The sequence below is a fragment of the Kordiimonas lipolytica genome (genome assembly GCF_001550065.1).
Genome location: NZ_LRUB01000030.1, coordinates 11,949 through 26,257, shown reverse-complemented (window position 1 = coordinate 26,257; position 14,309 = coordinate 11,949). Strand labels below are relative to the sequence as shown.

13 protein-coding genes are annotated in these 14,309 nt (G+C 57.3%); 4 read left to right on the top strand and 9 right to left on the bottom strand.

Features of this window, described 5'->3' with window-relative positions; translation table 11 throughout:
* Positions 1-93 precede the first annotated feature (93 nt).
* Both KORM41_RS15155 and KORM41_RS15150 read left to right on the top strand, forming a co-directional pair.
* Positions 94-645, top strand: coding sequence for a PH domain-containing protein (locus KORM41_RS15155; RefSeq protein WP_068149979.1), 552 nt, complete (start codon positions 94-96; stop codon positions 643-645).
* Positions 632-2,197, top strand: a complete 1,566-nt coding sequence (locus tag KORM41_RS15150) for a PH domain-containing protein (protein ID WP_068149976.1) — start codon at positions 632-634, stop codon at positions 2,195-2,197. Before KORM41_RS15155 ends, KORM41_RS15150 begins: the two co-directional genes overlap by 14 nt.
* Positions 2,198-2,265: 68 nt before the next feature.
* Here KORM41_RS15150 and KORM41_RS15145 read toward each other — a convergent pair whose 3' ends face one another.
* The 7 genes from KORM41_RS15145 to KORM41_RS15115 all read right to left on the bottom strand — a co-directional run bounded on the left by KORM41_RS15145 (position 2,266) and on the right by KORM41_RS15115 (position 9,796).
* Positions 2,266-4,539, bottom strand: coding sequence for a xanthine dehydrogenase family protein molybdopterin-binding subunit (locus KORM41_RS15145; protein ID WP_068149973.1), 2,274 nt, complete (start codon positions 4,537-4,539; stop codon positions 2,266-2,268).
* A complete protein-coding gene (locus KORM41_RS15140) occupies positions 4,536-5,006 on the bottom strand; it encodes a (2Fe-2S)-binding protein (protein WP_068149969.1) in 471 nt (156 codons plus the stop codon). Before KORM41_RS15140 ends, KORM41_RS15145 begins: the two co-directional genes overlap by 4 nt.
* A 105-nt stretch (positions 5,007-5,111) precedes the next feature.
* Complete coding sequence (locus KORM41_RS15135; RefSeq protein ID WP_068149966.1) at positions 5,112-5,573, bottom strand: hypothetical protein; 462 nt, start codon at positions 5,571-5,573, stop codon at positions 5,112-5,114.
* A gap of 83 nt (positions 5,574-5,656) precedes the next feature.
* On the bottom strand, positions 5,657-6,424 hold the full coding sequence (yaaA, locus tag KORM41_RS15130) for a peroxide stress protein YaaA (RefSeq protein WP_068149963.1): 768 nt from the start codon (positions 6,422-6,424) through the stop codon (positions 5,657-5,659).
* A 13-nt stretch (positions 6,425-6,437) separates the two neighbouring features.
* Positions 6,438-6,983, bottom strand: a complete 546-nt coding sequence (locus KORM41_RS15125; protein WP_068149958.1) for a hypothetical protein — start codon at positions 6,981-6,983, stop codon at positions 6,438-6,440.
* The gene (locus KORM41_RS15120; protein WP_156432003.1) at positions 6,980-8,179 is read right to left on the bottom strand and encodes an MFS transporter; all 1,200 of its coding nucleotides are present in this window, start codon (positions 8,177-8,179) and stop codon (positions 6,980-6,982) included. Before KORM41_RS15120 ends, KORM41_RS15125 begins: the two co-directional genes overlap by 4 nt.
* Positions 8,180-8,182: 3 nt before the next feature.
* Positions 8,183-9,796, bottom strand: a complete 1,614-nt coding sequence (locus KORM41_RS15115; RefSeq protein WP_068149952.1) for a glycosyltransferase family protein — start codon at positions 9,794-9,796, stop codon at positions 8,183-8,185.
* Positions 9,797-10,212: 416 nt separating this feature from the next.
* On the opposite strand from KORM41_RS15115, the gene KORM41_RS15110 reads away from it, so the two are divergent.
* On the top strand, positions 10,213-11,505 hold the full coding sequence (locus KORM41_RS15110; protein WP_068150109.1) for a cystathionine gamma-synthase family protein: 1,293 nt from the start codon (positions 10,213-10,215) through the stop codon (positions 11,503-11,505).
* 144 nt (positions 11,506-11,649) lie between these two features.
* Positions 11,650-12,141, top strand: a complete 492-nt coding sequence (locus tag KORM41_RS15105) for a hypothetical protein (RefSeq protein ID WP_068149948.1) — start codon at positions 11,650-11,652, stop codon at positions 12,139-12,141.
* Here the strand turns inward: KORM41_RS15105 and KORM41_RS15100 are convergent.
* Together KORM41_RS15100 and KORM41_RS15095 are read right to left on the bottom strand one after the other, a co-directional pair.
* A complete protein-coding gene (locus tag KORM41_RS15100) occupies positions 12,110-12,571 on the bottom strand; it encodes a nuclear transport factor 2 family protein (RefSeq protein WP_068149947.1) in 462 nt (153 codons plus the stop codon). The genes KORM41_RS15105 and KORM41_RS15100 overlap by 32 nt on opposite strands.
* Before the next feature lie 14 nt (positions 12,572-12,585).
* Positions 12,586-14,196, bottom strand: a complete 1,611-nt coding sequence (locus KORM41_RS15095; RefSeq protein ID WP_068149944.1) for a sensor histidine kinase — start codon at positions 14,194-14,196, stop codon at positions 12,586-12,588.
* Positions 14,197-14,309: the final 113 nt, after the last annotated feature.

Below are 14,309 nucleotides of genomic sequence, written 5' to 3'. Positions count from 1 at the left end.
ACCCAGCTATAGGAGAGGCATTCAAGCATGGATGCGTTAACAGGAATAAAATCCGTGACCTTTGGCTGGGGAGCTATTGAGGGTTGCGGACGGATGGGGGACATATCAGTGGCAGAGCATAGCTTTTCAAACACACAAGTGCCGGCGCACGAAATCCCGACGGCCAGCGACATCAATTTTGAACCCCTGCATGCCCGGTACGCGCTGAAACTTGTTACCGAAAGCCTTATGATCTGGGCCATTCCCAGCATCGCCTTCACCGTGCTTCTGGCCATCGGCAAGATTGAAAGCAGCTTCCTTGCCGCCCCTTGGGGCTTTGCCTTGCCGCTTGCTGTACTGCCGTTCATCTTTATTATCTGTTCGCTTGAAGCGCGGCACGCGGGATATGCCGTCCGCGAGCAGGACATCCATTACATGTCCGGCGTGATCTGGCAGAAGCGCGTCGCGTTGCCCTTCAACCGCATCCAGCATGTGGAGGTTGAGCGCAACCCCATTGAGCGATTCTTTGGCCTGTCGACGCTGAAGTTTTTCACTGCGGGCGGCGGATCTGCCGACATGAAAATTCCGGCGCTGAGTGAAGACGATGCCACAAAGCTCAAGTCCTTCGTGCTCAAGCTGGCGGGGGAAGCCGATGACCGCGCCTGATCCGTCTGCCGCCACACTTGAAAGCCTGAAAAGCCAGGCCTGGAACAGGCTTGCACCCGCAGCCATCATCCATTTCATCGTCAAATTTGTTGTCGGCTTTGCCAAAAACGGCATCCAGAATGTGGCCTACCTGGGTGGTGTTGCCATCTTCACCGGCGACAACAGGTGGTTGATCCTGGGCGCCATCGCGGCAGGGGCATCTGTGATCCTGCTCCTCAGCGGCATCCTGAGTTACCTCAATTTCCAGTTCCGGCTCGACGGCCAGACCTTCCTGATCAACCGCGGTGTGTTCAACAAAAAGCGGCTGACCCTGTCGTTCGACCGAATCCAGAATGTGGTGGTCAAGGAACCTTTCTATTTCCGCCCGTTCGGCCTTGTGGCGCTCGCGCTTGAAAGCGCTGGGTCACGTGACGAGGAAGTCAGCTTGGCGGGCATTCCCACCCCACTCGCACAGGACATCCGCCGAGCGGTTCTGGAGCGGCGGGACAACACCCAGGCACACGCGACGCCAGAACAGGATACAGCAACAGACGGAGACTCGGTCGCACCCGCCGCCGAAGAGGAGCTTCTCCTGGAGCAGCCGATGTCCGAGCTGGCGCGGTACGGCCTGTCCAACAACAATATCTGGGTGGTGGCCGGTGTGGCCATTGGTGCCATTTTCCAGCAGTTCGACGCCTGGGAAAAGGATGCCGAGGCCTTTATCGAAAATTCGGTCATTCCCATAACGGGTGATGACAAGGCTGTGCTAGGCCTCCTGTTCGCAGCCGGGCTGCTGGCCATTGTGGCGCTGTTGACCCTTTTTTCCGTGCTGGGCGCGATTGTCGTCTTTTACAAGTTCCGGCTGGCGTATGCAGACGGACGCTATCACCGCACGACCGGCCTGTTTGAACGGCTTGAGACCAGCGTGCCGGAAACCAAGGCGCAAAGCCTGCAGATCAACCAACCGTGGCCCGCGCTGTTGCTGGGGCGATGGCATCTGGTTTTGAAACAGGTGGGTTTCGGCATAGGTGGCAACGCCCCCCAAAACAAGAAATCCAGTTTCATCATCCCCAGTGTCCTGCCATCCTTTTACCAGCCATTGTCCGACCGCCTATTTGGCGATATCGACTGGCGAAACCTGAAGCTCAACCCTGTTGACAGATTTTTCATCTGGAAAGTCATGTCCTATTGGTTCCTCCTACCTGCCCTCATCGCAGCTGCGCCGCTAGTTGCCTATAATGGGGCTGCAGGGCTTCTGGTCCTTGCGCTTCCGCTTGTGATGACACCTGTGGTGATGCTGCGCTACCAACGGTATGGCTATTGGACCAACGGCGAAATTGGGATCGTCCGCTATGGTATCGTTGGAACGCGCACCACTGTTTTCCCATTCCACAAGGTACAGACCGTCACACTGACCCAAAGCCCCAGCCAACGACGCAGAAAGCTTGCAACGCTGAAAATCAAATTGGCCGGACAAATGCTTTATGTGCCCTTCATGTCGCTTTCGGATGCGGACGCCTGGCGCGACTGTATCCTGTATGAAGTGGAAGCATCCAGAAAAGCCTGGATGTAGGTCACCATCAAAAAAGGCGCCGAACGGCGCCTTTTTCCTTATCTGTTCACTGTTCTGTTCACTGTGGCTCAATCCATCAGCTGATACTTGATCGGCAGGCGGCGGATGCGCTTGCCGCTTGCCTGGAAAATGGCGTTTGCAAGGGCTGCAGCCACCGGCGGCACACCGGGTTCGCCCACACCGCCCGGTGCGGCATGAGACTGGATGATGGCGGTTTCCACGTGTGGCGCTTCGTCGATCCGGCAGACCGGATAGCCATCAAAGTTCGATTGCACCACCGCGCCATTCTCGAACGTGATTTCACCGTGCAGCGCATGGGAAAGCGCAAACACAACAGCCCCTTCCATCTGGGCTTTCACCCGGTCCGGGTTCACGGCAACGCCGCAATCGATTGCCATCCAGGCGTTATGCACCTTCAGCTCGCCCGCGTCAGAAACTTCCACCTCCAGCGCGCAGGCGACATAGGAGACAAAGCTGCGATGCACGCTGATGCCCATGCCGCGGCCTTTTGGCATTTTCTTGCCATAGCCGGACATATCAGCAGCTTTCTTGAGCACTGCCTTGAGGCGCGCCGTATCAACAGGATGGCGTTCAAGCGATTCACCATAGTTTGAGTAGCTGGAGCGCTGTTCGCCCTTCAGAAGGTTCGGCATGTCCTGGGTCGGGTTCAGCTTGCGGTCACTGCCGATCATTTCCATCCACATATCAACCGTGTTCTTGCCTGCCTCATTGGCCAGTTCGTCCACGAAAGAGCCAATGGCAAATGCCTGCTGGATGTTGGTCACAGACCTGAGCCAACCGATACGGGCATGGGCTTTCGCGCTACCGGCATCCACGCGCAGGTTTTCAACGTCGAACGGCAGATCCAGAAGGCCAAGGCCCAGTTCAAAGCTGCCCGGACCGTCCGCCGCCGGGTTGAAAGTCCCGCCAATGGATGGATAGGCCGCTTTGTGGTTCCAGGCGGTTACAGTGCCCGAACCGTCCATGCCTGCGGTCACGCGCTGGGCAGAAATAGTGTGATAGTAACCGTGATGCACGTCGTCTTCACGGGTCCACACCATCTTCACAGGCTTCATGGCATGCTTGGCCAGGATGGCTGCTTCGGCTGCGAAGTCCGGTTTTGACTTGCGCCCGAACGCACCGCCCAGCAGTGTTGCCTCGACATAGATTTCCTCGGGCTTTTTACCGACAAACGCGGCCACAGTTTGCTGAACAGACTGCGGGTCCTGACAGCACACCCACATCTTCAGGTCGTCGCCCTGCCATTCGGCGGTCGCCGCCGGTGGCTCCATGGTCATATGGTGCTGGTGCGCGACGAAATAGTCTGCGGATAAGACCTTGTCTGCCGCCTCAATCGCGGCTGGCGCATTGCCCCGGTCCACGTGCGTGATGCCGTCACCGTCAATCGATTCCCACAGCGTTTTTTCATATTCGGTGGTGTCATAGGACGCATTCTCACCGCCTTCAAACTGGGCTTCAAGCGCCTCACGGCCTTTCATTGCAGCCCAGGTGTTGGTTGCGAGAACCGCCACCCCACCAAGCGGTTTGAAAGACGCTGGCAGCGTGAGCGCTGGCAGTTCCACAACGTCCACAACACCGCTGACCGCCATGGCGGCCTCTTTGTTGTAGGCTGTAACTTTGCCGCCAACCACAGGTGGGCGGGCTGCCACGGCATAGAGCATGCCCTCGCGCCGCACGTCCTGGCCAAACACGCTGCTGCCCGTGACAAAATCTTTCATATAGATGTTGCGCACGGGCTTGCCGATCAGGTTCCAGTCCGGGTTGGACTTGAGCTTGAGCGCGTCAGCGGACGGTGCCTCAAGCTTGGATGCTGCATCAACAAATGCGCTGAAGTCTTCAGACGCGCCCGTCACCTTATTGTGGATACGGTGGTTCTTTGCCTCCACATCAGCAGGCGAAACGCCCCAATGGGCGGCTGCCGCCTGTTCCAGCATCTGGCGCGCGCCGGCGCCTGCGGCGCGGAAGGCCTCATAGAATTTCCGGATGGAGGTAGACCCATCCGTGTTCTGGTCGCCAAACTTCTTGTCGCCATAGGCGGGTTCAAACACAATGCGCGACCAATCTGCCTCCAGCTCATCGGCGATGATCTGCGGCAGGCCGGTGCGGCTGCCCTGTCCCATTTCCACCCGGTGGATGAAGATGTGAACCGTGCCGTCCAGGGCAATCGTCAGATAGGCGGAATTTTCAAGCTGTCCGGCCGTGCCCATGGCTTCGGCGCGAACGCCTTTGGCAATAATCGGCGCCGCAACCACAAGGCCGGTCGCCACACCAAGGGTCTTCAGCGCGCCACGACGGGAGATATTTTCAACCATGAAATTCATAGCTTGCCTCCCTTCACTTTGCCCGAGGCCACATCGCGGATCGCTTTCTTGATCCGCTGGTACGTGCCGCAGCGACAGATATTGCCATACATGGCTTCATCGATATCCGCGTCAGAGGGGTTCGGGTTGTCCTTCAAAAGGGATGCCGCCTGCATGATCTGGCCAGACTGGCAATAGCCGCACTGAGGCACGTCATTTTCCGCCCAAGCGATCTGGAGGGCGTGCAATGTGTCACCGTCCCCAAGGCCTTCAATGGTTGTCACCTCTGTGCCTTCCACGTCAGCCATCCAGGTCTGGCAGGAGCGGGTTGCCATGCCGTCCACATGCACAGTGCAGGAGCCGCAAAGCCCAGCCCCACAGCCAAATTTTGTGCCGGTCATGCCTGCCAGGTCACGCAGATACCACAGAAGCGGCATCTCGCCGTCGCCGTCATAGGAAACGGTCTGGCCATTCAATTTGAAGTCCATCGGAAATCCCCTCACAGAATCTTTTATCGTGGCGGAGTATAACGCTCCTGCCCGCGCTGTCTAAACAACTATTGTTTATCTGCCTGTCTGGCGCGACGAACTGAGCTATTCTTTGAAACGCACGCTTTCCACGTGGGCTGTCACGGCACCAGGCTTCCAGGTGTGCGGCACACCCTGGGGCATATAATAGCGAATATTCGACATTTGCCAGACATCGCCGGGGCCAAGCGGCTCGACTTTCTCGAAACCATAAGCGCCTGTGTGCACCGGATGAAAGTCCACCTCATGGACGATATCGCCATACTTATTGAGGAAGTTCACATGCACGCGCACCTCATCAACGGTTCGCTGCCCATTGTTCCTGAGGCGGAACCAAACGACAGGAATGCCTGATTGCTTGCCTTCTGTCCCGCGAACAGCGAAAAGCCCCTCAATGGCGATCTTGTCGCGGTAACTTTCGCGCGTCTCCAAAGGCGCAGGCGCAGGCTTCAGCATGCTGGACCAGGCCAAACCTAACGGCACAGCGACCAAAAAAAGCGTCAAGCTGAGATAAACAACCCTGTTCATGCTACCCCCATCACCAAGTCTCAGGAGACGTTATAACAGGGGATGACAAGATACATCAAATGTTGTTTTGAGGGCCGCTTTCGTCACGGTTGAGGGCGGGAGAAGACCCACTGATCATCACTTGATGCCGCCGCATCGAACTTGTACCCGCCCACGTCGAACTTCTTCAGGGCTTCAGGATCCGTCAGGCGGTTGTCGATCACATAGCGGGTCATCAGGCCCCGCGCCTTCTTGGCCATGAAGGAAACGACACGCGCGCGGCCATCCTTGATTTCCTTGAACACCGGCGTAATCACCCGCGCCTTCAGCGCCTTCGGCTTGACCGCCTTGAAATATTCGTTTGATGCCAGATTGATCAGCACACCATCGCCTTCAAGGTCCTCGTTCAGGGCTTCCGCGATCTTGGTGTCCCAGAAGCTATATAGGTTCGGGCCTCTCTCGGTCTTGAATTTGGTGCCCATTTCAAGCCTGTAGGCCTGCATCAGGTCCAGGGGCTTCAGCACGCCATAGAGGCCAGAGAGGATGCGCACATGGTCATTGGCGAACGCGCGGTCCTGATCAGACAGGCTCGCGGCGTCCAGCCCCACATAAACGTCGCCCTGGAAGGCATCGAGTGCTGGGCGGGCGTTGGCTGTTGTAAAGGGCGCCTCAAAAGCCTTGAAGCGCGCCACATTGAGCTCTGCCAGATTGTCGGAAATGCCCATCATCGCCTTAAGGTCATGCGCCTTCAGTTTCTTGGCGTAGCCTGCCAGCTCCTCCGCCTCGGTCATCAGTTTTGGCTGACCGGCGTCGCTCGCAAAGTTTTCGCTTTCGAAATCAAGCTTCTTGGCCGGTGAAAGAACGATGATCATTTAATGCTCCCTATCAGTCCAATTTGACAAAGTCATATATGCCTAAATCTAACGGCTCCGAAAATCCACAGTCAGCTACATACAGCGAAAATGGGAACATGGAAGTTGCGACCGCAAATTCCTTTCCATCAGCAAGGCGGCACCTTATTCCTGCATCCAGCCTGACTCTATTAATCGCATTTTCAGGCGTGTCGGAAGCCCCTCCTTCACATTGAAGTGTGGCCCCATCTGCTTGCCCCAGCAGATCTTCTATCACTGCCGACGATGCGGGCTCGTCCCACTCCGCCTTCTTCAGGACTTCTACCCTAGCAACTTTCCCACAGGGAATTACGAGGTCAGCATCCCCTGCTATTCGGCGGTCCGTCACCTGAAGAGGGAAAACCTCAAATCGTGGCGCAACATCTTCGCTCCTTGCCGTCAAGGTGACAACGCCGCCATTTGAAAGTTCAAATGAGACTGCCGACGGATAGGGTTCGGTTTTATATACCGATATTTGCGACACATCCGTTTTTAACCTACGGAGAAGCTCCAACTCCTGCGCATCCAAGTCTAGGTTCATAGCCTGCCTCGCCTTGCCCGCAACTGTCCCGCCATTCCCCATACGAGCGTAATGGCGGAGGCGATCACAAGCATGACAAAGGCGGCCTGGTTCACGGTCTGCCAGCCGTAGAGGTTCAAGATAAGGCCCGCGGCGAAGGACGCAACCCCGGTGGTGGAGAAAACCAGAAATTCATTCAGGCCCTGCACCCTGCCCTTCTCTGCCTGTGTGTGCACACGGGTCAGAAGCGTGGTGCCGCCCACAAAACAGAAGTTCCAGCCAAGCCCAAGCGCAATAAGCGCGACAGAGAAATGCATCACTTCAATGCCCGAAAGCGCCGTCATGAAGGCCACGGCAAAGGCCATATGCCCCACCAGCAGGATGGAAAACAGCCCGAAGCGCTGGATCAGGAAGCCTGTGAACAGGCTGGGCAGGAACATGGCGATCACGTGCTGCTGGATTACCTCAGGGCTTGCCTCACCGATCCGGCAGATCTCCATCGCCAGCGGCGTAGCGGTCATGACAAAGCTCATCATGGCATAGCCAAGGGCGGCGTTGACCACAGCCACAATAAAGCCGGGCTGGCGCACGATCGCCCCCATCGGACGTGCGTCTTCCTCTTTGGCATTGTCACTCCCGACATCAAAAGCTTCCTCAAGCGGCCGCAGGAAGGCCACAGGGATGAACACGCAAGCCACCACAACAGCCGCAAAAACGAACGCGCCCATATAGTCTACGCCCTCAAACAGGTCGCCGAAGAAGCGCCACAGCGTCGGCACAAAGAAGGACGCCACAAGCCCGCCGATCAGCACGAAGGAAATTGCCCTCGAGGATTTGTCTGCCGGCACGCTTTCAGCCGCCGCGAAGCGGTAATATTGCGCGCTGGACTGAAACGGCCCAACCATCAGCGCGCCCACACACAGAAGAATAAAGCTGCCACTATAGACCGCATAGGTCATCATCAGCGCGGACAGAACGCCGATGGCCGCGCCCAGGCGGAAGCCGAACCGGCGCGAGGTGCGCTGCATGATGATGGACATGGGCGCTGTTGTAAGCGCGGTTGATACGATTGAGAGCGTGACGGGAAGTGTCGCATACTTCGGGTCAGGCGCGGCGGCAATGCCCGCAAGCCCCGCAAAGGTTACCATTGTCATGCTGGTGGCAAGGAAACAGGCCTGCGCGAGCGCCAGCAAAATTACGTTTCGGTACTGTGTCACACTCTATCCTTCGCTGGTCGCCTTATTCTGGCCTTCGCTGGTCGCCTTATTCTGGCGCAATTCTTCTATCTTGGCTTTCATTGCCAGTTGTTTACCTTCATGCCGGGAGCCGTAACGCTGTTCAGTGCTCTGCTCAAATCCGCCCAGAAGGAAACCGAAATCAAGCTCGAAGTCCTTGATGGCATGAAGCAGGCATAGGAACAAGCCTGCTTGGTCCGCATAAAAGAGCGGCCTGCCAACAAGGGCGTTTCGGTGATAGATTTCCTGAATATAGCGTGACACAAGGCACGCATAACGCTGGCCTTTTTCCGTGCCTGCGAAGGAAATAAACCCGCCTGCCAGGTTGCCCCATGGCAGCCGCCAATAGCCGCTGTTCTTGCGCCATATCCAGCTGCTAATCAGAAGGTCTTTGTAGCCAAAATCGGCGACTTGGGCGACCGGCGCGTCAAGCCAGCCGTCAATATCGGTTATGGTCACGCCTTCGTACCTCTCAAGATAGGTGGGCAGATGCAGATAGCGCGTACATACGCAGATGCCTTCAATTTGGGCCGGGTGCTCGCGCGCGATGCGGTTGGTTTCAAGGGTGTAATTCAGGCGAATATTGTAAGCTGATTCCCAAGCAGCAAGCCGCGCTTCCATTTGCGCCCTGGTATCGGCCACGTTGATGAAATGGAAATGAATCAGTGCGCCCGGGTTGGTTTCCGCCATCACCGCAGCATACAGTTCACCGTACCAGTCAAAATAGCGCTGTTCGCAGGCAACCATCACGGCATGCTCGCCTTCCGGCGCGTGGCGAAAAACAATATCAGACGTCACATGGTCATCGATCCAGCCATCAATTTCTAGGGCAGCCTTGGCCTCCAGTTCACCAACAGGCAACAGCACCTGTGCCTGCTGGAACACGGGTGTCCGGAATCCGTCTCTCGCGTTCGCCCTAGCATAGAGCACGAGAGCCTCGTCAAATTTGCCTTCAAGCGCCAGCCTGTTGGCGCAGAAGGTGGTTGCAGCGATGCTGTCGCGGGCCAGCACATCCGCCACATGGCTGGCTGATGCAAGGTTCTCAAGCCGCGTCACCAGCGCAGTTGGGTCCTTCACAAAGGACGGCATCGCAGGCCGATAGATGGCAAAAACCAGAAGCTCGAACAGCAAGTCTTCGACACGCTCTGAAAGGGCTGCGTCCTTGCGCCACGGCTTCACGGTCAACAGTTTAACAGCCGCGACTTCAAGAATGCGCCAGCGCTTCTCCAGATACGCCAGAAGGGCCAGTTCCAGAAGCACGACCGGATTCATGCCATCAATCCGGGACAGCACCACCTTCGGCGTGGCGAACAGCGCTTCGGTCGCCTTTAGGTCGGGGGACGCCTGCCTGAGCGCGAGGCCCTGACGGACGATATCTGCTTCAAGTGGGGAAAGGCCTGTCGTGTCAGCCGCTTCGCACAGCGCGTCAACCACACCCGCCGTCCCCGCGCCGTCCGCGATCACTTGCGGCCAGCGCAGCCATGGCCAGACATAGTCTGCGTCTGAGAGGAGCTCGGCGCGGTGCACAGCATGAAGCACGTTCACTGCGCCTTCACCGCCTGTAAGACCATCTAAATATTGCCGAACTTCCCGGATCAAACGATTGCCCCCAAAGTCGCTACTTTGTAAAGGCGTAGCTTTACTACAGCAGGTCTGACCTGCCTAGGGGAGATGTGCCCCTATCGGGCCGACGGCGAACGGCAACCAACGCTGCACAAAAAATATCTTTGGCTTGGTTTCGCCCGTGCCGCATAAGGCGGTAGTCACGGGACGCTGCAAGGGGACAGCACCGAACCGCCTGATATTCCTGAGCACAGCAACAATCGACGCCCTGCCCGACCGTGTTACTCAGTGCACAGCCAAAAGGCGCCAGAGGCGCCAAAGCCGCAGCCAGCCTTGGCTAATTAATGGCCGCCATTCCAAAATCTGGTTGCACATTCGTCAAATTTCGCAGACAAAGACGCCAAAGAAATTGTCGTCAGACGCAAAAGAATAAGTTGATGAAGGACGCCCCAATGACCGCTAGCCGGAAAAACTACCGTAAAAAAATGATCGGCAATCACAAGCTGAGCCCGGAAACCCAGATGATGGGTTATGGCTATGACCCAGCCCTGTCCGAAGGCTCGCTGAAACCGCCAGTGTTCATGACGTCCACTTTCGTGTTCGAGAGCGCAAAGCATGGCAAAGAATTCTTCGAGCTGGCTTACGGTAAGCGCCAGGCGGCCGAGGGCGAAGAGCCGGGCCTGATTTATTCCCGCATCAACAACCCTGACCTTGAGGTTCTGGAAGACCGGCTCGCGCTTTGGGAAGATGCCGAAAAAGGCCTGACATTCTCAAGCGGCATGGCGGCGATTTCCACCTGCCTGTGGGCCTACCTGCGCCCGGGCGACGTGATCGTTTATTCCGCGCCCATCTATGGCGGCACCGAATTCCTGATCCGCAACATCCTGCCGGAATTCGGCATCAAGGCTGTCGAGTTTGAAGCCGGCGGCGACAAGCCAACGCTGGCACCTGCCCTTGAAGAAGCGAAAAAGCTGGGCCGCGTGGCGGTGATCTACACTGAAACGCCCGCCAACCCGACGAATGGCCTGATTGACCTGCACGCCTGCCGCGACCAGGCAGACAAGCTGGGTGAAGAGACCGGCCACCGCCCGGTGATCATGACCGACAACACATTCCTGGGCCCTGTGTGGCAAAGCCCGCTTGAGCACGGCGCGGATATCGTTATCTACAGCCTGACCAAATATGTTGGCGGCCATTCCGACGTTGTCGCCGGTGCAGCAATCGGCAACATGGATGTGATGGGGCCGGTGATGGGTTTCCGCACCATCCTGGGCACCATGTGTGACCCACACACCGGCTGGCTGTTGATGCGCTCGCTTGAAACGCTGAAGCTGCGCATGACTGCAGCGGCAGAGAACGCCAAGCAGATTGCCGAATATCTGCGCGACCACCCGAAGGTGAAGAAGGTGCATTATCTGGGGTTCCTGGGCGAAGACCACCCCAGCTACCACATTTTCCGCGACCAGTGCGGCGGCGCAGCCGGCTCTACCTTCGCGTTCGATATTGACGGCGACGAAGCCGCGGCCTTCCGCGTGCTGGACGCGCTGCAGATCATCAAGCTGGCGGTCAGCCTTGGCGGCACCGAAAGCCTGATGGAACACCCGTTCGCCATGACCCACGCTGACGTGCCGGACGATGTGAAGGTCCGCCTTGGCATCACCGAAAGCATGCTCCGGATTTCCGTGGGTGTGGAAAACGCTGACGACCTGATTGCAGACCTGGCACAGGCGCTCGACGCTGCCTGATAAGCTGGCCAGCAACAATCCTGCCAGCAACAATCTTGAACGGCGGCTCCGAATTGGCAGCCGCCGTTCTTGCTTTGGCGCCTGACCCTGCATAGACTGCAAGCTTGAGTTTTGAGGAGGATGGGGAAGTCGGTGCCTAACTCTGTGTCAGATAATGTTGAAGTCCGCTATATCAGCGCTCAGGAGCTAACGCGCCCTGTGCTGATAAAAGCCCGGGCATGGGCACAGGAACGGTTGGACACCGATGGCATGCTGGACCGCGCCCATGTGACCGCGCCAAAGCTCGCCCCCTTCATTCGCCACGCATCCTTCTTTGAGTTCTTCATCGCAGATGGGCAAGTCACCGACTTTGTCGCCAAGGTCCTGGCCGGCGAGATTGCGGAAACCACCATTGAGATATCCGGCAAGACCGGGCGAAACCACTTGCCCGCCCCGCTGTTCGAACGCTGGCGGACCGCCGGACAGCATCTGATCGACCACGGGAAGATGTTCGCGACCCAGTCACAGGTGTTTGAGAAAGAGCATAAGAATGCAGAAAGCCTGATTGTGCCGGTCAAAAATGACGGCGTCCTGGACCATTCGCTGGTATTTACCGAATATTGGGTTACTGACCCTCGATTTGACGACGAAATTTAGTACAGTCTTCACCGGTTGGCTGATCGATCCCATAGAGGATTTTCCAGCCCCCTTCAGACCGGGCCATGGTGAACTGGTTCACACCGCACCCGACCATCTCGCCATCAAATGACACCTGGAAAGGCGCCCAAACGGTGGCCAGATCATCCGACGCCTGCAGAATCTTCACGCCAAAGACCTGCTCGTCTGCCTGGCCAGGCTCCAGCGTATCCACCCAGGCGGCCCATTTCTCAAATGTGCCCTGGTGGATGGTGCCGTCTTTCTTCAAACGGTCCAGCTTCGCGCCCGGCAAGACCATCGCGCGAATGGCATCGCCGTCGCCTGCCCGCATACCGTCAAACAATTCGCTTACCAAAGCAACAGGATCATCACCCGCAGTCACAGGCAGGCTGAGCCCAAGCGCAAGCGCTGCACACATTATCGATTTCATCGTAAATCCCCCGGTCAGGCAGTCTGGTCTGCTGCAGGCTCTGCTTCTTTTTCACCGTCCGCCACCAGCACACGCGATGCCGGGATAAAGATGGTGAAGCGGGTGCCGACATCGACCTCGCTCTCAAGCTCGATATCGCCGCCATGCATGTCGATAAAGGCCTTCACAAGCGACAGGCCAAGGCCCGTGCCCTCGTGGGAGCGGCTGAGCGCGGAGGCTGAGCGCATAAAGGGCGAGAAGACAAGCTGCTGCTCTTCTTCCGGGATGCCGATGCCATGGTCAGACACCTTGATCGCCATCCGGCCTTCATCGTCCATCCAAGATTTGAGCGTAACATGGCCGCGGCCTTCAGGCGTAAATTTCACGGCGTTCGACAGCAGGTTCAGCACAGATTGTTTGATGCGCAGGCGGTCGCCATAAACCATCGGCAGGCCGTCCGGCACCTCCATTTTGATCTTCAGGCCCTTCTGCTGCGCCTGGCCGGTTACAAGCGCATGGCTTTCGTGGAAGAGCTTGTTCATATCCACCTCTTCCTCTTCCATCTTGAACTGGCCGGCCTCGATTTTCGCCAAATCGAGCACTTCGCCGAGCACGTCGGAAAGATGTTCCGAGGATGAACGGATATCCTGCAGATATTCGCGATATTTCTCATGCCCGATGGGGCCGAACATCTGGTCAGCCATGATGGATGAGAAACCGATAATGGCATTGAGCGGTGTCCGAAGCTCGTGGCTGACATTTGCCAGGAAAACAGATTTGGCGCGGTTCGCGGCCTCTGCCTGCTCCTTGGTAACGATCAGTTCCATTGAGGTTTTCTTGGTGCGCTCGACCTCCTGCTCCAGCTCCCAGGACCGCTTCCTCAGCGCTTCCTCAGATGACGAAAGAGCCTTGTTGGTGGACCGCAGGTTATCGAGCAGTACCTGCACAGCGTCGAACGCCAGGTTGATCTGGCCTGCCAAAAGGCCCAGTTCGTCCTTCTTGTGGCGCTTGTGCACGCTGATCCGCTGCTCGCCGGGATGTTCCGGGCTGATCGAGGAAATTTTCTCCACGATCTGCGCGAGGGGTTTTGTCAGCCCCTGGTGGAACGCGAAATAAAGCAGCATCACCAGAAGAAGGTTCCGCACAAAGCCAGACAGGAATGTGGTCACCGCCCGCGAGAAAAAGGGCTGCAGGCCCACTGCGCGGTCAATCACCACACGCAGGCTACCGGGACGCTCGGCCATGGTGTCCGGCAGGTCCAGCGGGAAGATGTAGGTTTTCACGTCATCGATGAAGAAGCGCGCATAGTTCACGCTGGCGGGGCCGAAATTGGTGGTGTCGGCCTGGTCACCCGCAAGGATCGACCCGTGGTCGTCCAGGATTGCGGCCTCGGCCACATACTCATATTCCATGAGGCCGGAGACAACTTCCTGCGCCAAATCACTATCGAGGATAAGCACGGCACGCGTAGCCGCTTTTTCGGCCACCTGAAGGCTCTTGTTCACTTTCTGATCAAGAATGCCGCCTTCTTCGAGGTAATCCAGATACACCTGACCCGCCGACAAAACCAGCCCAACGGCGAACGCGATGATCACCGCTGTCCGTGCCAGCTTGAACGAAATCCTGTCAGACCAGTGAAGCTGCAAAGATTATCCCCTTACGCATCCCCTAAGACTACTATTGAGGCGTGAATCCATAAAGACTTGGTTAACACCCCGAAAATTTGTCCTTAATTTGGGGTAGTTTTCAACCTTATTAC